This is a genomic window from Variovorax sp. V93 (genome assembly GCF_041154485.1).
Taxonomy (GTDB): Bacteria; Pseudomonadota; Gammaproteobacteria; order Burkholderiales; family Burkholderiaceae_C; genus Variovorax; species Variovorax beijingensis_A.
The window spans coordinates 4,046,707-4,068,211 of record NZ_AP028669.1 but is presented as its reverse complement, the minus strand read 5'-3'; the positions used below and the strand labels follow the sequence as shown (position 1 = coordinate 4,068,211).

Sequence of the window (21,505 nt, the reverse complement as noted above, 5' to 3'; positions counted from 1 at the left end):
AACATGAACGCCATGCATATCGAAAAGCTCGACCTCAACCTGCTGCGGCTCTTCGATGCGGTCTTCCGCGCCCGCAGCGTGAGCCGTGCCGCCGAGGCCCTGGGCCTGACGCAGCCGGCGGCCAGCCATGGCCTCACGCGGCTGCGCCTGCTGCTGGGCGATGCGCTCTTCACGCGCACCCCCGGCGGCGTGGCGCCGACGCCGCGGGCGGAGCGGCTGGCGGTGCCGGTGCAGGCGGCGCTGGCCATGCTGCAGCAGGCGTTGGCCGAGCCCGAGCGCTTCGACCCGGCCGCCTCGCGCAAGCTGTTTCGCATCCACATGAGCGACATCGGCGAGGGGCGTTTCCTGCCGGCGCTGATGGTGCGGCTGCGCGAGCTGTCACCGGGCGTGCGCGTCGAGACCATGCCGCTGGCCACCGGGGACATTGCCACGGCGCTCGACAGCGGCCGGGTCGACTTCGCCTTCGGCTTTTTGCCCAAGGTGAAGGACACGCAGCGCGCCCAGCTCCTGAAAGACCGCTACATCGTGCTGCTGCGAAAGGGCCATCCCTTCGTGAAGCGGCGCCGCAGCGGGCAGGCGCTGCTTGAGGCCCTGCAGGAGCTCGACTACGTGGCAGTGCGCACGCACGCCGAGACGCTGCGCATCCTGCAGCTGCTGAACCTCGAAGACCGGCTGCGCCTGACGACCGAGCACTTCATGGTGCTGCCGGCCATCGTGCGCGCCACCGACCTGGCGGTGGTGATGCCGCGCAACATCGCGCGCGGCTTTGCCGAGGAGGGCGGCTACGCCATCGTCGAGCCGCCGTTCCCGCTGCGCGACTTCACGGTGTCGCTGCACTGGAGCAGGCGCTTCGAGGCCGATCCGGCGAACCGCTGGCTGCGCCAGGTGATCACGGCGCTGTTTTCCGAGCGGGCCGGATAAGGGAAGAAGGAAAGACGCAGGAGCGGCGCGTTTTTTTAGCGGGCGACTGCGAAAGATCATCTGGCAGTCAGGCTCGGCATGCCACCATCGAGGCACACATGAAGAAACGTATTCCGTCGTTCCTGCGCCACGTTGGGCCTGGCGTCGTCACCGGTGCGGCCGACGACGACCCCTCCGGCATTGCCACCTACACCCAAGCGGGCGCCCAGTTCGGCACCGGCCTGCTCTGGACGGTGTTCCTGTCGCTGCCGTTCATGGTGGCGATCCAGCTGGTGTCGGCGCGCATCGGCCGGGTCACGGGCAAAGGTGTGGCGGCCAACCTGCGCGAGCACATGCCGCGGGGCTTTCTGTTCGTGCTGGTGGCGCTGCTGGTGGTGGCCAACACCATCAACATCGCGGCCGACATCGCGGCCATGGGCGAGGCGCTGCAGCTGGTGGTGGGCGGCGGGGCGCATTTTCTTTCGCTGATCTTCGGCGTGGTCACGGTGCTGCTGCAGGTGTTCGTGCCGTACCGCAAGCTGGCCCACATCCTCAAGTGGCTGACGCTCACGCTGTTTGCCTACGTGGCGGCGGTGTTCGCTGTGCAGGTGGAATGGGGCCGTGTGCTGCACGACCTCGTCGTGCCCCGGCTGCAGTGGAGCGGCAGCTACTGGATGATGATCGTGGCGCTGCTGGGCACCACCATCTCGCCGTACCTGTTCTTCTGGCAGGCCTCGCAGGAAGTCGAGGAACTCCGGCTCAAGGGCGGGCGGCGCGGCACCGACCAGGAGGTGTGGCGCGACCTGCGGCGCGTGCGGCTCGACACTTGGCTGGGCATGACCTTCTCGAACCTGATCGCGTTCTTCGTGATGGTGGTGGGGGCGGCGGTGCTGTTCGCGGCGGGGGTGCACGACGTATCTTCGGCGGCGCAGGCGGCCGAGGCGCTGCGGCCGCTGGCGGGCGATTTCGCGTTCTGGCTCTTCGCGGGCGGCATCATCGCGACCGGTTTGCTGGCGGTGCCGGTGCTGGCCTCGTCGGCCGCCTATGCGGTGGCGGAGGCCTTCGGCTGGGAAGAAGGGCTGGAGCGGCACTGGCGCGAGGCCAAGGAGTTCTACGGCATCATCGCCGTGGCCACGCTGGTGGGAACGGCGCTCGACTTCACGCCGATCGACCCGATGAAGGCGCTCTACTGGAGTGCCGTGATCAACGGGGTTGTCGCGGTGCCGATCATGGCCGCGATGATGGTCCTGGTGACGCGCGAGAAGGTGATGGGCGTGTTCACCTCGGGGCGCCGCACGCGATGGCTCGGCTGGGGCGGCACGGCGCTGATGGGGTTCGCCGCCCTGATGATGGGGTGGGACTTGGTGCGCTGACGCGAGTCGCACGCGCGGCCCCGCCCATGGCCCGGGAATTGCTCTCGCTCTCCAGGGTTTCCCCCTAGGCCGCATACCCGCGTCCACATACGCAATATGGCTCCTGCGGTATGTGGGCGGGGGCACAAGCGGCTAACGTCCAGGCTTGGCCGGGAAAACCGGGCCGCCCACGAGGCCAAAGAGCATGAGCACAGAGAGCAGCAGCAACAACAACAGCACGCAACCCGTCCGCTTCTTCCACCGCGGCAGGATCGTCGACGTCAGTGGCGTCCATCCGACCCGCTCGGTGCTCGACTGGCTGCGCGAGGACGCACATTGCACGGGCACCAAGGAAGGCTGCAACGAAGGCGACTGCGGCGCCTGCACCGTGGTGATCGGCGAACTGGCCAGCGACGCCAACGCGCCGGGCACGGTCGGCGGGCTGCAACTGCAGACGGTCAACGCCTGCATCCAGTTCCTGCCGACGCTGCACGGCAAGGCGCTGTTCACGGTCGAAGACCTGAAGGCGCAGTGCGCGGCCGCCCAACCGCAGGACAAGAAGCACGCCGTCCACACGCTGCACCCCGTGCAGCAGGCGATGGTCGACTGCCATGGCTCGCAGTGCGGCTTCTGCACGCCCGGCTTCGTGATGTCGCTGTGGTCCGCCTACGAGCACCACCAGGCCGAGGGCACGCAGCCCACGCGCCAGCAGCTGGCCGACGAACTGTCGGGCAACCTGTGCCGCTGCACCGGCTACCGGCCGATCCTCGATGCGGGGCAGCGCATGTTCGACCTGCCGGCCGTGCGGCTCGACACGAAGCCCGTGGTGGCGGCGCTCACCGCCTTGCAGAACGACGGCCTGGACTACGCGGCGCCGCTCGGCGCCCGCGTCGACCACTTCCACGCCCCCAAGACCATCGCCCAGCTCGCCGCATTGCGCGAGCAGAAGCCGCGTGCCCAGCTGCTGGCCGGCTCGACCGACGTCGGCCTCTGGGTCAACAAGCAGTTCCGCGATCTCGGCGACATCATCTACGTGGGCGACGTGGCCGAGATGAAGACCATCGAGACCCGTGCCGACGAGCTCTACATCGGCGCCGGCGCCTCGCTCGAAGCCGCCTTCGAAGCCCTGGTGCAGCGCGTGCCGAGCCTCGCGGACGTGTGGCTGCGCTTTGCCTCGCCGCCGATCCGCCATGCCGGCACCATGGGCGGCAACGTGGCCAACGGCTCGCCCATCGGCGATTCGCCGCCGGTGCTGATGTCGCTCGATGCCGAGATCGAGCTGCGCCGCGGCGACGTGCTGCGCCGCATGCCGCTGCCCGATTTCTACATCGACTACATGAAGAACCAGCTGCAGCCCGGCGAGTTCGTGCAGGGGCTGGCGGTTCCGCTCGCGGCCATGCGCCGCCAGGTGCGCGCCTACAAGATCAGCAAGCGCTTCGACTGCGACATCTCGGCCCTGTGCGCAGGCTTCGCGATCGAGCTGGAGCAGGGTAGCGACACCGTGAAGGCCGTGCGCCTGGCCTTCGGCGGCATGGCCGCCATCGTCAAGCGCGCCGCGAACGCCGAGGCCGCGCTCGTCGGCAAGCCGTGGACGCAGGCCAGCGTCGCCGCCGCAAAGCTCGCGCTGGCGCAGGACTTCAAGCCGCTGTCGGACATGCGCGCCTCGGCCGACTACCGGCTGCAGGTGGCGCAGAACCTGATCCAGCGCCTCTGGCTCGAAACCCGGGCCGAAGACCCGCTGTCCCTCGAAGAAACCAGCGTGTGGAGCGTGATGCCTCATGCCACGGTCAAAGCCGCGGCCGAAGGAGCCTGACCATGAACAAACCCATCGACGCCCGCCTGCTGCAGCCCGCCGAGGCCTTTGCCGACTACCTGAAGAACACCGCCGCGCGCATCGACCCCGTGGCCGAAGCGATCGCGCATGATCTTGGCGCGCGTGTCGGCATCAGCCGGCCGCACGAGTCGGCGCACCTGCACGTGGCCGGCGAGGCGACCTACATCGACGACATTCCCGAGATCACCGGCACGCTGCACTGCGCGCTGGGCTTGTCGCCGGCCGCCAACGGCCGCGTCACGGCGCTGTCGCTCGACGCCATCCGTGCGATGCCCGGCGTGGTCGCGGTGCTCACGGCCGACGACATTCCGGGCACCAACGACTGCGGCTCGATCGTGCACGACGATCCGATCCTCCTGCCCGTGAGCGAGGGCGGCCAGATCCGCTATCTCGGCCAGCCCGTGTTCGCGGTGATCGCCGAGACGCGCGAGGCCGCGCGCCGCGCCGCTTCCAAGGCCAAGGATGCGATGACAATCGAGGCGCAGCCGCCCGTGCTCACGCCGCAGGAGGCGCATGCGCGCGGCCAGTACGTGGTGCCGCCGATGCACATCGTGCGCAGCGGCGGCAGCGCCAACGAAGGCGACGAGGCGGCCGTGCGCGCCGCCATCGCGCAGGCGCCGCACCGCCACAAGTCCACGCTCGACGTGGGCGGGCAGGAGCAGTTCTACCTCGAAGGCCAGATCAGCTACGCCATTCCGAAGGAAGGCGGCGCGCTGCACATCCACTGCTCGACGCAGCATCCGAGCGAGATGCAGCACCTGGTGGCGCATGCGCTGCATTTGCAGTCGAACGAAGTGCACGTGGAATGCCGACGCATGGGCGGCGGCTTCGGCGGCAAGGAATCGCAATCGGCGCTGTTCGCCTGCGTGGCGGCCATCGCGGCACGGCAGCTGCAGCGCCCGGTCAAGCTCCGGCTCGACCGCGACGACGACTTCATGGTCACCGGCCGCCGCCACTGCTTCTGGTACGAGTATGAAGTGGGCTACGACGGCGAGGGCCGCATCCTCGGCGCGGAGATCACCATGGTCTCGCGCGCCGGCCATTCGGCCGACCTCTCGGGCCCCGTCATGACCCGCGCGCTCTGCCACTTCGACAACGCCTACTGGCTGCCCAACGTGGCCATGCACGGCTTCTCCGGCAAGACCAACACGCAGAGCAACACCGCCTTCCGCGGCTTCGGCGGGCCGCAGGGCGCCATTGCCGTCGAGAACATCATGGACTCGGTGGCGCGCGCGCTGGGCCGCGATCCGCTCGACGTGCGACGCGTCAACTTCTACGGCAAGGACCAGAACAACGTCACGCCGTACCGCCAGACCGTGACCGACAACATCGTCCACGAACTGGTGGCCGACCTCGAAGCCAGCAGCGGCTACCGTGCGCGGCGCGAAGAGATCGCGGCCTTCAACCGGAAGAGCGTGGTGCTCAAGCGCGGCCTGGCGCTCGCGCCGCTCAAGTTCGGCATCTCGTTCAACGTCAAGCATTTCAACCAGGCCGGCGCGCTGGTGCATGTGTACACCGACGGCTCGATCCTGGTGAACCACGGCGGAACCGAGATGGGGCAGGGCCTCAACACCAAGGTGGCGCAGGTGGTGGCTCACGAGCTGGGCGTGAGCTTCGAGCGCGTGCGCGTCACCGCGACCGACACCACCAAGGTGGCCAACACCTCGGCCACCGCCGCATCGACCGGCGCCGACCTCAACGGCAAGGCCGCGCAGGATGCCGCACGCCAGATCCGCGAGCGCCTGGCCGAGAGTGCGGCCGAGCGCCACGGCGGCAAGGCGAGCGAGGTGCGCTTCGCCAATGACAAGGTCGAGGTCAACGGCCGCTCGCTGGCCTTCAGCACCGTGGTGGGCGAGGCCTACCTCGACCGCAAGCAGCTCTGGTCCGACGGCTTCTATGCCACGCCGGGCCTCAGCTGGGACAAGGACAGGATGCAGGGCCGCCCCTTCTACTACTACGCCTACGGTGCGGCGGTGAGCGAGGTGATCGTTGACACGCTCACCGGCGAATGGAAGCTCCTGCGCGCCGACATCCTGCACGACGCCGGCAAGTCGCTGAACCCGGCCGTGGACATCGGCCAGGTCGAAGGCGCCTTCATCCAGGGCATGGGCTGGCTCACGACCGAGGAGCTGGTGTGGCATCCGCAAAGCGGCAAGCTCACCACGCACGCGCCGAGCACCTACAAGATTCCCACGGCCAACGACTGCCCGCCCGTCTTCAACGTGCGCCTGTTCGAAGGCCAGAACTTCGAGGACTCGATCCACCGCAGCAAGGCCGTGGGCGAGCCGCCGCTGCTGCTGCCGTTCTCGGTGTTCTTCGCGATCCGCGACGCCGTGTCGGCGGCCGGCGGCCACCGGGTCGATCCACCGCTGAAGGCGCCGGCCACGAGCGAATCGATCCTTCGCGCCATCACCGCCGTCCAGTCCGCCTAGCCACTCGTAGACTTTGGCGCATGTCCAAAGTCCTCCCAATGCCCCACGCCCTTGTCCTCTTCGCGAAACACCGCGGAACCGGCTGTGCCGGGGGGGGAAGCCATGCGTGATCAAGCGCTGTTCGACAAGATCGACCTTCATCTCATCAGGGTGCTTCACACCGTGCTGACCGACCGCAGCGTCTCGCGCGCCGCCATCCGCCTGGGCATGTACCAGCCGGCCGTCTCGGCCGCGCTGAAGCGCCTGCGCGAACTCTCGGGCGATCCGCTGCTGGTGCGCTCGGGCTCGGGCATGGTGCCGACCGATGCGGGGCTGCGGATGATCGAGCCGGCCGCGAGCATCCTGCGCGCGGCCGAGATGCTGTTCTCCGATGCGCGCGGCTTCGAGCCGCAGTCGGCGGCCACCACCTTCCGCATCGCCGCGAGCGACTACATGGACCCGCTGTTCCTGCCGATGCTGGTGGCGCACGTGAAGCGCGAGGCGCCGCTGTGCCAGATCGAGATCCATGCGCTCACGCCCGACTCGGACTATCACGGCCATCTGGCGCTCGGGCAGGTCGACCTGGTGATCGGCAACTGGCAGAAGCCCCCGGAAGACCTGCACATGGCGCGGCTCTTCGGCGACGAGGTGGTGTCGCTGGTCAACCAGGACCACCCGGCGGTGCGCCGCGGCTGGGACCTGGAGACCTGGCTCGCGGCCGAGCACATCGCGCCCACGCCCATGCACCCGGGCGGGCGCGGCATCATCGACCAGATGCTCGACGAGCTGGGCCGGCAGCGCAACATCACGGCGCGCTGCGCGCACTTCAGCCTGATCCCGGACATGGTCGCCTCGAGCCTGCTGGTGCTCACCACCGGGCGCCAGTACTGCGAGCGCTTCGCCACGCGCCTGCCGGTGAAGATCCTCGAATGCCCGGTGGCGCTGCCGCGCCTCATGTACTACCAGCTCTGGCACGAGCGCACCCATTCGTCGAGTTCCGCGCGCTGGCTGCGCGAATGCATCAAGGACGTGGCGGCCTCGCTGCGGCCCGCCTTCACCACGCCGGCCTCGCGGGCCGTTGCGGCCGAGGCCCCCGACCCGCCTTGACGAATCCTTCGGCCGCGCCGGCGTCGCGGCCGAGGCATGTTTGAACGAACCGCCACATACAACAGCTGGAGACAAGCGACATGAACAGGTTTGAAGAGGTGCCCAAGGTCACCGATCCCCACGCCTCGGGGACAGCCGCGCGCCGCGCGCCGCAGGGCGCGAACTGGCTTGAACGCATGTTCAAGCTGACCGAGCACAACACCACCGTGCGCACCGAGGTCATCGCAGGGCTCACCACCTTCCTGACGATGGCCTACATCATCTTCGTGAACCCGGCGATCCTCGGTGACGCGGGCATGCCCAAGGGCGCGGTCTTCGTGGCCACCTGCCTGATCGCGGCACTGGGCACGCTGATCATGGGCCTGTATGCCAACTACCCGATCGCGATGGCGCCGGGCATGGGGCTGAACGCCTACTTCGCCTACGTGGTGGTGCTGGGCATGGGCTACACGTGGCAGGTGGCGCTGGGCGCGGTGTTCATCTCGGGCACGCTGTTCCTGATCGTCACGGTCACGGGGCTGCGGGAGCTGTTCATCGCCGGCATACCGCAGTCGCTGCGAACGGCGATCACCGTGGGCATCGGCATGTTCCTGGCGCTCATCGCGCTGAAGAGCGCGGGTGTGGTCGCGGCCTCGCCGGCCACCTTCGTCACGCTGGGCGACCTGCATTCGGCGCCGGTGGTGCTGGCGACGCTGGGCTTCCTGGTGATCGTGACGCTCGACCGTCTCAAGGTGCGCGGCGCCATCCTGATCGGCATCATGCTGGTGACGGTGCTGTCGTTCTTCTTCGGCGGCAACAAGTTCCATGGCGTGTTCGATGCGCCGCCCTCGATCGCGCCCACCTTCATGCAGCTCGACATCCTGGGCGCGCTCAAGGGCGGCATCCTGAACGTGGTGCTGGTGTTCTTCCTGGTCGAGATGTTCGACGCCACCGGCACGCTGATGGGCGTGGCCAAGCGCGCGGGCCTGCTGGTGCCCGGCAAGATGGAGCGCATGAACAAGGCCCTGCTGGCCGACAGCGGCGCGATCTTCGCGGGCTCGCTGCTCGGCACCTCGAGCACCACGGCGTACGTGGAAAGCGCGGCCGGCGTGCAGGCCGGCGGGCGCACCGGCCTCACGGCCGTGGTGGTGGCGGGGCTGTTCCTGGCCTGCCTGATGATCTCGCCGCTCGCGGGCTCGGTGCCGGCCTATGCCACCGCGCCGGCGCTGCTCTTCGTGGGCTGCCTGATGCTGCGAGACCTGGTCGAACTCGACTGGGAGGATACGACCGAGGTGATCCCCGCGGCGGTGACCGCGCTGGCCATGCCCTTCACCTACTCGATCGCCAATGGCCTGGCCTTCGGCTTCATCACCTACGCGGTGCTCAAGCTCTGCACCGGCCGGGCACGGGAAGTGCATGCGATGGTCTGGGTGATCGCGGCGATTTTCCTGTTCAAGTTCGCCTACATCGGCGGACACTGAGGGGGAGCGCCGTCGGGCGCCGATGGACGGGGGACGCTATTAAACTCATAGCTGCCCCCGCTTGTTGCTGTTGAACGAGACAAACCCACGAAACCCGGCATGACAACCCCCAGACTCCAGCTCGCGAACATCACCAAGCGCTACCCCGCGGTGGTGGCGAACAGCGACATCTCGCTGGCCGTGGCACCCGGCGAGATCCATGCCGTGCTTGGCGAGAACGGCGCCGGCAAATCGACGCTGATGAAGATCATCTACGGCTCGGTCAAGCCCGACGAAGGCACGGTCACCTTCGACGGCCAGCCCGTCACCCTGCGCAACCCGCAGCAGGCGAGGGCGCTGGGCATCAGCATGGTGTTCCAGCACTTCAGCCTGTTCGACACGCTCACCGTGGCCGAGAACGTGTGGCTGGGCCTGGACAAGTCGCTGCAGCTGGCGGAGGTGGCGCGCAGCATCACGGCCAAGGCCAGCGAATACGGCCTGGACATCGATCCCTCGCGGCCGGTGCACACGCTGTCGGTGGGCGAGATGCAGCGTGTGGAAATCATCCGCGCGCTGCTCACCAACCCCAAGCTGCTGATCCTCGACGAGCCGACCTCGGTGCTCACGCCGCAGGCGGTCATCAAGCTCTTCGGTGTGCTCAACAAGCTGGCGTCGGAAGGTTGCAGCATCCTCTACATCAGCCACAAGCTGCACGAGATCCGCGAGCTGTGCACGGCCTGCACGGTGCTGCGCGGCGGCAAGGTCACGGGCGTGTGCAATCCGCAGAACGAGAGCAACGAGTCGCTCTCGCGGCTGATGATCGGCGCCGAACCGCCGCCGCTCAAGCACCGGCCGGTGCATGCCGGCGCGGTGGCGCTGCGCGTGAACGGGCTCGCGCTGGCGCGCGAGGACCAGTTCGGCGTCGATCTCGACGGCATCTCGTTCGAGGTGCGCGCCGGCGAGGTGGTCGGCATTGCGGGCGTGTCCGGCAACGGGCAGAAGGAACTGCTCTACACGCTGTCGGGCGAAGACGTGCGTGCCGAGCCCGCCATGGTTCAGGTGTTCGGCAAGCCGGCCGGCCGGCTGCGGCCGCGCGCGCGGCGCGCCATGGGCCTGCACTTCGTGCCCGAGGAGCGGCTGGGCCGCGGTGCGGTGCCCACGCTCGGACTTGCGCACAACCTGCTGCTCACGCGCGGCAATGCGGTGGGCCGGGGCGGCTGGATCCGCACCGGGGCGCTCGAAAGGCATGCCCGGGCCATCATCGAGCGCTTCAACGTCAAGGCCGGCGGCCCGAATGCTGCGGCGCGCTCGCTCTCGGGCGGCAACCTGCAGAAGTACATCGTCGGCCGCGAGATCGACGCCAACCCCAAGCTCTTCATCGTGTCGCAGCCGACCTGGGGCGTGGACGTGGGCGCGGCCGCGCTCATCCGTGGCGAGATCCTCGCGCTGCGCGATGCCGGCTGCGCGGTGCTGGTGGTCAGCGAGGAGCTCGACGAACTGTTCGACATCAGTGACCGCCTGCACGTGATTGCCAAGGGCCGGCTCTCGCCCTCGATCGACCGCGCGGCCGCCACGCTGCCGCAGATCGGCGAATGGATGAGCGGCCTTTGGGAGAAGAAGAACAACAACAAGGAGGCGACCCATGCTTAAGCTCGAACCCCGCCCGGAGCTGTCGCGCTTCTGGACCTTTGCCTCGCCGATCCTGGCGCTGCTGATCACCGTGCTGATCGGCGTGGCGCTGTTCGCCGCGCTCGGCAAGGACCCGGTCAAGGGCCTGCTGGTGTTCTTCTACGAACCGATCAAGAGCGGCTACGCGATCGGCGAGCTCACCATCAAGGCCACGCCGCTGCTCATCATCGCGCTCGGGTTGGCGGTGTGCTTCCGCTCCAACGTCTGGAACATTGGCGCCGAGGGACAGTTCGTGTTCGGCGCCATTGCCGCGGGCGGCGTCGCGCTGATGGCCGACAAGACCACGGGCTCGTGGATCGTGGTGGCCATCCTCGTTGCGGGCACGGTCGGCGGCATGCTGTGGGCCGGCATCGTGGCCTTCCTGCGCGACCGGTTCAACGCCAACGAAATCCTCGTGAGCCTGATGCTGGTGTACGTGGCGACGCTGCTGCTCGGCTACATGGTGTTCGGTCCCTGGAAGGATCCGCAGGGCTACAATTTTCCGCAATCGAAGACCTTCGAGGCCGTGACGCAGATCCCGCGGCTCTTCAAGGGTTCGCGCGTGAGCATCGGACTGATCATCGCGCTGCTGGGCGTGGGCGCGCTCTGGGTGTTCCTGTTCCGCACGCGGGCCGGTTTCGCTCAGCAGGTCGGCGGGCTCGCGCCGGCGGCCGCGCGCTATGCAGGCTTCTCGGCACGGCGCGCAATCTGGATCGCGCTGCTGACCTCGGGCGGCGCGGCGGGCCTGGCGGGCGCGCTCGAGGTGGCGGGCCCGCTCGGCCAGCTCACGCCCTACGTGCCGGCGGGCTATGGCTTCGCGGCCATCATCGTGGCCTTCGTCGGCCGTCTGCATCCGGTGGGCATGGTGTTCTCGGCCATCCTCATGAGCATGTTCTACATCGGCGGCGAGCTGGCGCAGTCGCGTCTCGGCCTGCCCAAGTCGCTGACGGGCGTGTTCCAGGGTTTGCTGCTCTTCACGCTGCTGGCCTGCGACACGCTCATTGCCTATCGCATCCGCCGCAAGGCGGCTGCGAAGGCGGTGGCCTCCAGCATGACGACGAGTTCGCTGCAAGCCAGCACGCCGTTGACGGCGCCGGCTGCCCATTCGACCGAAGGAGCGCTCTAGGATGAACGCCTGCTTCTTGCTTCAACGCGTTGTGCGTGCTTGTTCGGGGCGCGCTCCCGCCGACGGGGTGCCTTGCTCCGCGAATGTCCCCCGGCCTTCGGCCTCCTCCTTGATTTCGCTGCGCAAGGCACCCCATCGACGTGATCGTTGGTCGGAGCGGTCGTTGATCGGCCAGCACAAGCGCTGCGCCCATCGTGCACAGGGCATCGGGTGCTCCCCGCAGCGAAATAAAGGAGGAGCCGAAGGCGGGGGACATTCGCGGAGGGGAGTACCCGGTGGCCTGTGCACGCGCCCTGGACAAGAGCGCCAAGAACGCATCCGCTCGAACAACAGCAACCCGCGCCGGAGCAACTGAAAAATGGACAGCTACGCACTCCTGCTGGGCTCCACCCTGAGCGCCGGCACCGTGCTCGCGATTGCGGCATTGGGCCTCCTCATCAACGAAAAGGCCGGCATCGTCAACCTGGGTGCCGAGGGCATGATGCTCTGCGCCGCCATCGCCGGCTTTGCGACGGTCGTCATCACGCACAACCCCTGGCTCGGCTTCCTGGCCGGCATGGCGGCCGGCGCACTGCTTGCGGCCTTCTTCGGCGTGCTGGTGATCTGGCTCAACACCAACCAGTACGCCACGGGGCTCGCGCTCAGCCTGTTCGGCGTCGGCTTCTCCGCGTTCGTGGGCATCAACTTCGTGCAGGCCAAGCTGCCCGAGAGCGTGTCGTACGCGGTGCCGGTGCTTGGCGACATTCCGCTCGTCGGACCCGCGCTGTTCCGCCACCACCCCATGGTGTACTTCGCCGTGGTGCTGACCTTCGGCCTGATCTGGTTTCTCTACCGCACCCGCGCCGGGCTGGTGCTGCGCTCGGTCGGCGAGTCGCCCGAGTCGGCGCATGCGCTGGGCTATCCGGTGCGGCGCATCCGCTTCATGGCGGTGATCGCGGGCGGCGCGCTGTGCGGGCTGGCGGGAGCGTACCTGTCGACCGTCTATACGCCGCTGTGGGTCGAAGGCATGGTCGCGGGCCGCGGCTGGATCGCGCTGGCGCTCACCACCTTTGCCACCTGGCGGCCGATGCGCGTGCTGCTGGGCGCCTACCTGTTCGGCGGCGTCTCGATGCTGGGTTTCCACCTGCAGAGCAGCGGCGTCGACGTGCCGCCGCAGTTCCTCAGCATGCTGCAGTACATCGCGCCCATCGTGGTGCTGGCGCTGATCTCGCGCAACCCGGCCTTCATCCGCATCAACATGCCGGCTTCCATCGGAAAACCGTTCTACCCCGGCTCATAATCTCGCTTCTCGATTTCCGCCAACCTGTCCTTTTTGAGGATTTCCGACAATGAATGATCTGAACAAGCGCTCCCTGCTCAAGCTGGCCGCCCTCACGGCGGTCGCTTCGGCGGCCCTGATCGGCTGCGGCAAGAAAGAAGAAGCGGCTGCACCGGCTGCGGCCCCCGCACCGGCGCCGGCACCCGCTGCCGCCGCACCGGCACCGGCGGCGCCGCTCAACATCGCATTCGCATACATCGGCCCGGTGGGCGACGGCGGCTGGACCTTCGCGCACGACAACGGCCGCAAGGCGCTCGAGAAGGAATTCGGCGACAAGATCAAGACCACCTTCGTCGAGAGCGTGCCCGAGGGCGCTGACGCCGAGCGCGTGTTCCGCGACATGGTCGGGCAGGGCAACAAGCTGATCTTCGGCACCACCTTCGGCTACATGGAGCCGATGCTCAAGGTGGCCACCGACAGCAAGGACGTGAAGTTCGAGCATGCCACCGGCTACAAGACCGCCGAGAACATGCGCACCTACGACAGCCGCACCTATGAAGGCGCCTACATGGCCGGCGTCATTGCCGGTGCCATGACCAAGAGCAACACGCTCGGCGTGGTCGGCTCGGTGCCGATTCCCGAGGTGCTGCGCAACATCAACAGCTTCACGCTGGGCGCGCAGTCGGTCAACCCGAAGATCACCACCAAGGTGGTGTGGGTGAACGAATGGTTCAGCCCGCCCAAGGAAACCGAAGCCGCCACCGCCCTCATCAACGGCGGCGCCGACGTGCTGTTCCAGAACACCGACTCGCCGGCCGTGCTCAAGACCGCGCAGGAAAAGGGCAAGCGCGCCTTCGGCTGGGATTCGGACATGACCGCCTACGGCCCCAAGGCCCACCTGGCCTCGGCCACCATCAACTGGGCGCCGTACTACATCAAGGCCACGCAGGACGCGCTCGACGGCAAGTGGGCCACGGGCCAGAGCTGGTGGGGCGTGAAGGAAGGCGCCATCGACATCGTCTCGATCGCCGAGGACGTGCCGGCCGAAACCAAGGCCAAGGTCGAGGAAGTGAAGAAGGGCCTGAAGGACGGCAGCTTCGTGATCTGGAAGGGCCCGATCCTGGGCCAGGACGGCAAGGAAGTGGTTGCCAAGGATGCCGTGGCCGACGACAAGTTCCTCTCGGGCGTGAACTTCTACGTCAAGGGCGTCGAAGGCAAGGTGCCGGGCGGGGACAAGAAGTAAAGCGCGCAGCGCTTTCCATGAAAGGGTCGCCTGCGGGCGGCCCTTTTCATTTGTGGGTCGTGCCGCGCGGCTTCCCTTCGGTCACCATCCGCGCGCTGTCGACAAAGCCCTGGATCAACCGCAGGCGCGGCGATGCGCGCTGCCACAGGACGCCGAAGCGCCGCGGCTGCGAAGGCAGCGGCAGCGCGATCTTCGCGACGCGCTGGCCGTCAAGCAGCGGCGAGGCGATGTCGGGCACCAGCGAGACGCCCAGGCCGCGGTCGACCATCATGGCAATGGCCAGCAGCGAGCTGAGTTCGAAGCGCTCCTGCGGCACGATGCCCGCGGCGCGCAGGTAGCGGTCGGCCTGCTTGCCGCCGCCCAGGTTGCGGTCGTAGCGGATGAGCGGCGAGGTCCGCAGCAGCTCGTGCGGATCGCGCCGCGCGAGGCGGCTCGGCGCCAGCAGCACCAGCGGCTCCTCGCGCAGCAGCGACCAGTCGAAGGTCTTGGCAAGCACATAGGGCGGGTAGAGGCACACGGCCGCGTCGAGCTCGCCCTGCTGCACCGCCTTGTAGAGCGTGGCCGTGGTGCCCGACTGCAGGAACACCTTGACGCCGGGATGCGTCTTCACGAAGCGCGCGAGGATGTCCGGCAGCAGGCTGTGGATGGCCGTGTTGATGGTGCCGACCAGCAGCTCGCCGCCAGCCGCGTCGCTGCCGAGCAGCGCCTTGATGTCGTTCACCTCGCGCAGCAGGTTGCGGGCCCGCTGCACCAGCTGGTGCCCGGCCTCGGTGGGCTGCACCGTGCGGCCGGCGCGCGCCAGCAGCGGGGCGCCCAGTTCGCGTTCCAGCGTGCGGATCTGCTGCGCCACGGCCGCGGGCGTCAGGTCGAGGCGGCGCGCGGCCTCCGACATGGAGCCCGATTCCACCACCAGAAGAAAGCTTTGCAGATAGGCTGTTTCCATGAAAGATAGATTTTCTATCATCTGATCATAGGGAGCGTGTGTTTTTCCGATCTCGTGAACCGCACACACTGCGGCGCATGAGAAGCAAACTCTTCGTTCCCGGCACGCGCCCCGAGCTGTTCGCCAAGGCGCTGGGCAGCGCGGCCGACAGCGTCTGTTTCGACCTGGAAGACGCGGTCGCCGAGCCGCGCAAGGGCGAGGCGCGCGACGCCGTGCGGCAGCTGCTGCAGGACGGCGGCACGGCCGCATCGGGCAAGACCGTGATCGTTCGCGTCAACGCGATGGACACGCCGCATTTCGCGGAGGACGTTGCGGCCGTGGCACGGCCCGGCGTGCACCTGATCAACATCCCGAAGCCCGAAAGCCCGGCCCATGTGCGCAGCGCGGTCGAGGCGATCGAACGCGCCGAGCGCGCCAACGGCGTGGCCGCGCTCATCGGCCTGCTGCTGAACATCGAGGCGCCCGCGGCCTTGCGCACCGCGGCGCAGCTTGCGCTCGCGCATCCGCGCGTGGCGGGCCTGCAGCTGGGCCTGGGCGACCTGTTCGAGCCGCTGGGCATTGCACGGCGCGAGCCGGCCGCGATCCAGCAGGCGATGTTCGCGATGCGCATCGCCGCGGGCGAGGCGGGCGTCTATGCCTACGACGGCGCGTTCGCGGACATCCGCGACGCCGACGGATTCCGTGCCGAGGCGATGCTGGCGCGCAACCTCGGCTTCCTCGGAAAGACCTGCATCCACCCGAGCCAGATCGCCATCGCCAACGAGGTGTTCCGTCCCACCGACGAGGAAATCGCGCACGCATGCAAGGTGGTCGAGGCCGCCCGCGCGGCCGACGACAGCGGCACGGGCGCCTATGTGGTGGACGGAAAGATGATCGACATTCCCTTCGTGATCCGCGCGCGCGCCATCGTCGCGAGCGCGCGCAGCCTCGGCCTGCTGCCGGGCTGAGCCTTTCGCTTTCAATAAAACCAGGAGACAAGACAGATGCACATCCACTCGCCCCTTCGCCTGCGCGCGCTCGCCATGGCCGCCTTCGCCGGCGGCTTGCTGTTGAGCGGCGGCGCGTTCGCGCAGACCGCGGCCTACCCGAGCAAGCCCGTCACCATCGTGGTGCCCTATCCGGCGGGCGGCTCGAACGACACCTTCGCGCGCCAGGTGGCCAAGGAACTGGGCGACGAGCTCAAGCAGCCGGTGATCATCGACAACCGGCCCGGCGCGAGCGGCAACACCGGCACCGGCCAGGTCGCCAAGGCCGCGCCCGACGGCTACACGCTGGTGGCCGTGTCCTCCAGCATGACGACCAATGCGGCCGTGCAGTCGAAGCTGCCGTTCGATCCGATCAACGGGCTGGCACCGGTGGCCATGTTCGCCAAGGGCCCCTTCATCGTCGCGGTGAACAACGAGTTTCCCGCGAAGACGCCCACCGAGCTGATCGCCGCCATCAAGGCCAGGCCGGGGCAGTACAACTATGCGTCGTCGGGCTCGGGCAGCGTCAACCAGTTCGGCACCGAGCTGCTCAAGGCCAAGGTCGGCGACATGCAGATCACGCACATCCCGTACAAGGGCATGGGCCCGGCGGTCACCGACCTGGTCGGCAACCAGACGCAGCTGCTGATCTCCAGCGGCCCCTCGCTGCTGCCGATGGTGCGCGCGGGCAAGCTGCGCGCCGTGGGCATCACGAGCCTGAAGCCGAGCCCGATCGCGCCCGAGCTCATTCCGATGTCCACCGCCGTGCCGGGCTACGAGTTCGAACTGTGGTGGGGCCTGCTGGCACCGGCCGGCACGCCACCCGACGTGGTCGCCAGGCTCAACACCGCCGTCAACAACATCCTGGCCAAGCCGGAGATCGCGGCCAACTTCCTGCGCGAAGGCGCCATCGCCACGCCGCTCACGCCCAAGCAGTTCGGCGCCGTCATCGCCGAGGACGTCGAGCGCTGGAAGAAATTGGCCAAGCAGCAGAACATCACCGCCGACTGAGGAAGAAAGAACCGATCCATGAGCTTCGACGCCCCCCAAGACGACGCACGCCTGCCGGCACGCAGCGGCCCCGCCGGCCCGCTCAGCGGCCTGCGCGTGCTCGACCTCAGTGCCTACATCGCGGGTCCGTACGGCTGCTCGCTGCTGGCGGACCAGGGCGCCGAAGTCATCAAGATCGAGCCGCCCACAGGCGACAACCTGCGCAAGTACCCGTCGACGCTCGAAGCCGAGAGCCGCGCCTTCATCGGCGTGAACCGCAGCAAGCTCGGCGTGGTGCTCGACCTGAAGAAGGCCGACGACCTTGCCGCGCTGATGGCGCTGGTGCGCACGGCCGACGTGCTGGTGCACAACTTCCGGCCCAGCGTGCCGCCGCGGCTGGGCATTGCCTACGAGCAGCTGAAGGCCGTCAATCCGCGCCTGATCTATTGCAGCCTCACGGGCTATGGCGAGACCGGGCCGCTGCGCGAGAAGGCGGGCTACGACCAGGTGCTGCAGACCATGACCGGCATGTGCGCGCTGCAGGGCAAGCGCGGCGAGCCGCCCGAGATCATCTATGGCTCGGTGGTCGACTACTACGCGGCCGCGCTGGTGGCCGCCGGCGTGGCCTCGGCGCTGTACGAGCGCGAGAAGAGCGGCGAGGGCCAGTTCGTCGGCGTGTCGCTGCTGCGCTCCGCGCTCACGATGCAGTCGGCGCGCATGGTGTGGGCCGAGGGCGAACCCAAGGACGTGGGGCGCGACATGCGCTCGGGCGGCATCACCGGCATCCATCCGACGCGCGAGGGCCACCTCTACATCTCGGCCAACACGCCGCATTTCTGGCGCGCGCTGTGCGACAAGGTGGGCCTGCCCGAACTCGCGGCCGACGAGCGCTACGACTCGGTGCGCAAGCGCGCGCAGCATTTCGCCGAGATCGTGCCGCGGCTGCGCGAGGCGCTGGCCGCGCACAGCGCGCTCGAATGGGAAGAACTGTTCGGCGAGGAAGTGCCCTGCGCCGCAGCCCGCACGGTCGAGGACATGTTCGACAACGAGCAGGTGCTGGCCGAAGACATGGTGGCGACCTTCTCGCATCCCACGCTCGGCACCTACCGCGGCTTCACGCGGCCGGTGCAGTTCGGCCGCACGCCCGGGCCCGAGCCCTTTGCGGCGCCCACGCTGGGGCAGCACACGGGGGCGGTGCTGGCGGCGCAGAAGGCTGCCGACGCGGCCGGCTGAGCACCGCGCATGCAGGCCGAATATCCCCACAGCAGCGGCAGCCGCAAGCCCGCCAGCACTGCACCGGAGGGCGCGTGCGATGCGCACATGCATGTCTACGACCGCCGCTTCGCGCTCCACGGATCGCCCGATGCCATGGTCGACCAGGCCACGGCCGCCGACTACCGCGTGGTGCAGCAACGCATCGGCACGCGGCGCACGGTCGTCGTGCAGCCGCGCGTGCACGGCACCGACAACAGCGTGACGCTCGATGCCATTCGCACGCTCGGCGCGGCGCATACCCGAGGCGTGGCCGTGGTCCGGCCCGACGTGAGCGATGCCGAGCTCGAGCGCCTGCATGCGGGCGGCATTCGCGGCATCCGCTTCACGCTCTATACGGCCGCCAACGCGGCGACCGGCTTCGAAATGGTCGAGCCGCTCGCGCAGCGCGTGCATGCGCTGGGCTGGCATGTGCAGCTGCACTGGAATGCGGACCAGATTGCCGAACATGCAGCCCTGCTGGCACGGCTGCCCTGCATGATTGTGTTCGACCACCTCGCACGGCTGCCATTGCCCGATGCGAAGGCGCATCCCGCCTTCGGCATCGTCAGCCGGCTGCGCGACGGCGGCCGCACCTGGATCAAGCTCTCGGGCGCCTACCTCGACTCGAAGGCGGGCGCCGCAGGCGGCTATGCCGACACGACAGCCATCGCGCAGGCCTGGGTCCGGCAGGCCCCGGAGCGCGTGGTGTGGGGCAGCGACTGGCCGCACCCGACCGAGCCCGCGGCCGCCAAGCCCGACGACGCGCTTCTGTTCGACCTGCTGGGCCAATGGGTTCCCGACGAGGCCCGGCGCCGCCGCGTGCTCGTCGACAACCCCGCGCTGCTTTATGACTTTTCCTGAAACGACAAAGACCGAGACCACCGAATGACGAAGAAACGCATCCTGAAATCGATCGCCGCGCTGGCCGCCTGCGTGCCGCTGCTGGGCTGGGCCGCATGGCCCGAGAAGCCCATCCGCATGGTGGTGCCGTATGCCGCGGGCGGCGGCGCCGACAACACCGCGCGCGTCGTCGCGCAGCAGATGAGCATCGCGCTCGGCCAGCAGATCGTCATCGACAACCGGCCGGGCGCGGGCGGCGTGATCGGCGAGGACAACGTGGCCAAGGCGTCCGCCGACGGCTACACCGTGCTCTACGACGCCTCGGCGTTCTCGGTGAACCCGTCGCTGCGCAAGCTGCCTTTCGATGCGGGGAAAGACTTCATTCCGGTGTCGCTGGTGGCCACCGCGCCGCAGATCCTGGTCGTGCCCGCCACCGCGCCATACAGCACGGTGGCGCAGTTCCTGGACTTCGCGCGCAAGAACCCCGGCAAGCTGAGCTTTGCCTCGGCGGGCGGCGGCACCGGCTCGCACCTGGCCGGCGAGGCGCTGAACGAGCAGGCCAAGGTCAGCCTGATGCACGTGCCCTACAAGGGCGGCGCACCGGCGCTGACCGACGTGATGGGCGAGCAGGTCTCGGCCTACTTCGGCAACGTGGCGTCGACGCTCGGCTACGTGCAGTCGGGCAAGCTGCGCGCGCTGGCCGTGAGTTCCGCCAGGCGCGTGCCCGGCCTGCCCGACACGCCGACGCTCGCCGAGTCGGGCCTGGCGGGCTACAACGTGGTCGAGTGGAACGGCGTGTTTCTTCCCAAGGGCACGCCGCCCGACATCGTGCAGCGGCTCGGCAAAGCGGTGCAGGCGGCGGTCAACGAACCCCAGGTCAAGCAGAAGCTGCTGCAGCTCGGCCTGGAGCCCGCCGGCAGCACGCCGGAGGCTTTCGCGAAATTCGTGCAGAACGAGATGGGGCGCGTGGGTGCGCTGGTGAAGGCGCGCAACATCCGGGTCGATTGAGTCCGACCCCTTCATGCGGCCGGCCGCTCAGCCTGCGCAGGCAGCGATCGGCCCGGGGTACTCCATCTCCTGCATGACCCAGTCACGCCGTGCCGCGCCATAGCGTTGGCCGATCTCGCACAGCGCGCGGTCCAGCTGCGGCAACGGCTTCAGCGACGAGGCGAGGGGCAGGCGGCCCGTCCCTTCGCGAGGCGGCTGTGCCAACAGCACCAGCCCGCTGCGCAGCCGGACCGGGCCCGAGGCCGAAGCCGCATCGACGCCGATGTGCCCGGTGCGCGTCCACGCATCGACCGCCAGCGCAAGGGCGACGTCGTCGGCGCCGTCCTGCACGTCCACGCGCCAGCGCTCGGCGCGCCACAACGCGGCCTTGTTGAGCAGGAAATCCACCCTGCGGCCGGTGTCCAGGTAGAACGGCGAACTGTCGTGCGCCGGCGTCCACGAGGCCACGCCGAGTTCCGTTGCAAGGGACCTGGCCTTCTCCTGCCCGCCGACCGCCTCCACCAGCGCCAGCATCGCCGGCACCGAGGCGGTGATGCCCGTGGTGGTGGCGACGCCGCGGTCCACCACGTAGCGCTGGTGCGGCACATAGCTGGCGCCGGCGTGGCGCGCGAGCAGCGTGCCGCGGTCGTACCAGTGGCCCGCGAAGCGGCGGCCGTCGAGCAGGCCGGCGCGGCCGACCACGCGTGCACCCGAGCAGACACCGATCACACGCGCACCGCGTGCCGCCTGCTGCTTGAGCCATGCCGCCACCTGGGGGTTGTCGTCGGCGATCATCGCCGGCACGATCACGTAGTCGGCGCCCGAAGGATGAAGCCGCTCGAATGCGGCGAAGTCCTGCGCGCCATCGACCTCGAGTGCGGGATACAGGCTCACGCGCCCCGCGTGCGGCGCCACGATCCGCACCTCGGCCACATCGGCACGCTGGAGCACCGCATGCGGCAGCAGCAGGTCCGTCATCTCGGTGCCCTCGTTCAGCGCAAGCACGGCCACCACGGGCCGGCCGGCGCGATGCGGCTTCAGGGCCTCGACAAAAGCCTGCTTCTCGCGCTCGCTGCGCGCCGCATCGGCCTGCGCGGGCGGCAGCGGCGGCGCCCCTCCCGTGCAGGCTGCCAGCGCAAAGGCTGCAATACTTGCACCGATCAGCGCTGCTATCGATCTCCACATGGC

Annotated in this window: 17 protein-coding genes; 15 read left to right on the top strand and 2 right to left on the bottom strand. The window is 68.7% G+C overall.

What is annotated here, in order from left to right:
- Positions 1-3 precede the first annotated feature (3 nt).
- The 10 genes from ACAM54_RS19200 (at position 4) to ACAM54_RS19155 (ending at position 14,338) form a co-directional block, all read left to right on the top strand.
- Entirely contained in the window at positions 4-921 is a 918-nt protein-coding gene (locus ACAM54_RS19200; RefSeq protein WP_369648626.1) for a LysR family transcriptional regulator, read from the top strand.
- A 98-nt stretch (positions 922-1,019) separates the two neighbouring features.
- Positions 1,020-2,273 carry an Nramp family divalent metal transporter gene (locus tag ACAM54_RS19195; RefSeq protein WP_369648625.1) on the top strand — a complete coding sequence of 418 codons (1,254 nt, stop codon included), beginning with the start codon at positions 1,020-1,022 and terminating at the stop codon, positions 2,271-2,273.
- Between the two features lie 184 nt (positions 2,274-2,457).
- Complete coding sequence (gene xdhA, locus ACAM54_RS19190) at positions 2,458-4,065, top strand: xanthine dehydrogenase small subunit (protein WP_369648624.1); 1,608 nt, start codon at positions 2,458-2,460, stop codon at positions 4,063-4,065.
- Positions 4,066-4,067: 2 nt separating this feature from the next.
- The gene (gene xdhB / locus ACAM54_RS19185) at positions 4,068-6,518 is read left to right on the top strand and encodes a xanthine dehydrogenase molybdopterin binding subunit (protein WP_192322602.1); all 2,451 of its coding nucleotides are present in this window, start codon (positions 4,068-4,070) and stop codon (positions 6,516-6,518) included.
- Between the two features lie 102 nt (positions 6,519-6,620).
- On the top strand, positions 6,621-7,604 hold the full coding sequence (locus tag ACAM54_RS19180; protein ID WP_369648623.1) for a LysR family transcriptional regulator: 984 nt from the start codon (positions 6,621-6,623) through the stop codon (positions 7,602-7,604).
- A gap of 80 nt (positions 7,605-7,684) precedes the next feature.
- Positions 7,685-9,064 (top strand): NCS2 family permease, encoded by a 1,380-nt coding sequence (locus ACAM54_RS19175; protein ID WP_369648622.1) that lies wholly within the window; start codon positions 7,685-7,687, stop codon positions 9,062-9,064.
- 99 nt (positions 9,065-9,163) lie between these two features.
- Positions 9,164-10,693: an ABC transporter ATP-binding protein gene (locus ACAM54_RS19170; protein ID WP_369648621.1), complete on the top strand. Its 1,530-nt coding sequence runs from the start codon at positions 9,164-9,166 to the stop codon at positions 10,691-10,693.
- Positions 10,686-11,837 carry an ABC transporter permease gene (locus tag ACAM54_RS19165; protein ID WP_369648620.1) on the top strand — a complete coding sequence of 384 codons (1,152 nt, stop codon included), beginning with the start codon at positions 10,686-10,688 and terminating at the stop codon, positions 11,835-11,837. The genes ACAM54_RS19170 and ACAM54_RS19165 overlap by 8 nt, the downstream gene beginning before the upstream one ends.
- 358 nt (positions 11,838-12,195) lie before the next feature.
- Positions 12,196-13,116: an ABC transporter permease gene (locus ACAM54_RS19160; protein ID WP_192322605.1), complete on the top strand. Its 921-nt coding sequence runs from the start codon at positions 12,196-12,198 to the stop codon at positions 13,114-13,116.
- A 49-nt stretch (positions 13,117-13,165) separates the two neighbouring features.
- Positions 13,166-14,338, top strand: a complete 1,173-nt coding sequence (locus ACAM54_RS19155) for a BMP family ABC transporter substrate-binding protein (protein ID WP_369648619.1) — start codon at positions 13,166-13,168, stop codon at positions 14,336-14,338.
- A 46-nt stretch (positions 14,339-14,384) separates the two neighbouring features.
- Here the strand turns inward: ACAM54_RS19155 and ACAM54_RS19150 are convergent, their stop codons facing one another.
- Complete coding sequence (locus tag ACAM54_RS19150; RefSeq protein WP_369648618.1) at positions 14,385-15,281, bottom strand: LysR substrate-binding domain-containing protein; 897 nt, start codon at positions 15,279-15,281, stop codon at positions 14,385-14,387.
- A 77-nt stretch (positions 15,282-15,358) separates the two neighbouring features.
- Here ACAM54_RS19150 and ACAM54_RS19145 point away from each other — a divergent pair, with 77 nt between their 5' ends.
- The 5 genes from ACAM54_RS19145 to ACAM54_RS19125 are packed head-to-tail and all read left to right on the top strand — an operon-like array spanning position 15,359 to position 20,338.
- Entirely contained in the window at positions 15,359-16,228 is an 870-nt protein-coding gene (locus ACAM54_RS19145) for a CoA ester lyase (protein ID WP_369648617.1), read from the top strand.
- Between the two features lie 36 nt (positions 16,229-16,264).
- Positions 16,265-17,257, top strand: a complete 993-nt coding sequence (locus ACAM54_RS19140; RefSeq protein WP_369648616.1) for a tripartite tricarboxylate transporter substrate binding protein — start codon at positions 16,265-16,267, stop codon at positions 17,255-17,257.
- Positions 17,258-17,275: 18 nt separating this feature from the next.
- Positions 17,276-18,469 carry a CaiB/BaiF CoA transferase family protein gene (locus ACAM54_RS19135; protein ID WP_369648615.1) on the top strand — a complete coding sequence of 398 codons (1,194 nt, stop codon included), beginning with the start codon at positions 17,276-17,278 and terminating at the stop codon, positions 18,467-18,469.
- A gap of 9 nt (positions 18,470-18,478) precedes the next feature.
- Entirely contained in the window at positions 18,479-19,351 is an 873-nt protein-coding gene (locus ACAM54_RS19130) for an amidohydrolase (protein WP_369648614.1), read from the top strand.
- A gap of 24 nt (positions 19,352-19,375) precedes the next feature.
- Positions 19,376-20,338 (top strand): Bug family tripartite tricarboxylate transporter substrate binding protein, encoded by a 963-nt coding sequence (locus ACAM54_RS19125; RefSeq protein ID WP_369648613.1) that lies wholly within the window; start codon positions 19,376-19,378, stop codon positions 20,336-20,338.
- A gap of 27 nt (positions 20,339-20,365) precedes the next feature.
- On the opposite strand, the gene ACAM54_RS19120 is transcribed toward ACAM54_RS19125, so the two are convergent.
- Positions 20,366-21,502 carry a DJ-1/PfpI family protein gene (locus ACAM54_RS19120; protein ID WP_369648612.1) on the bottom strand — a complete coding sequence of 379 codons (1,137 nt, stop codon included), beginning with the start codon at positions 21,500-21,502 and terminating at the stop codon, positions 20,366-20,368.
- Positions 21,503-21,505 lie beyond the last annotated feature (3 nt).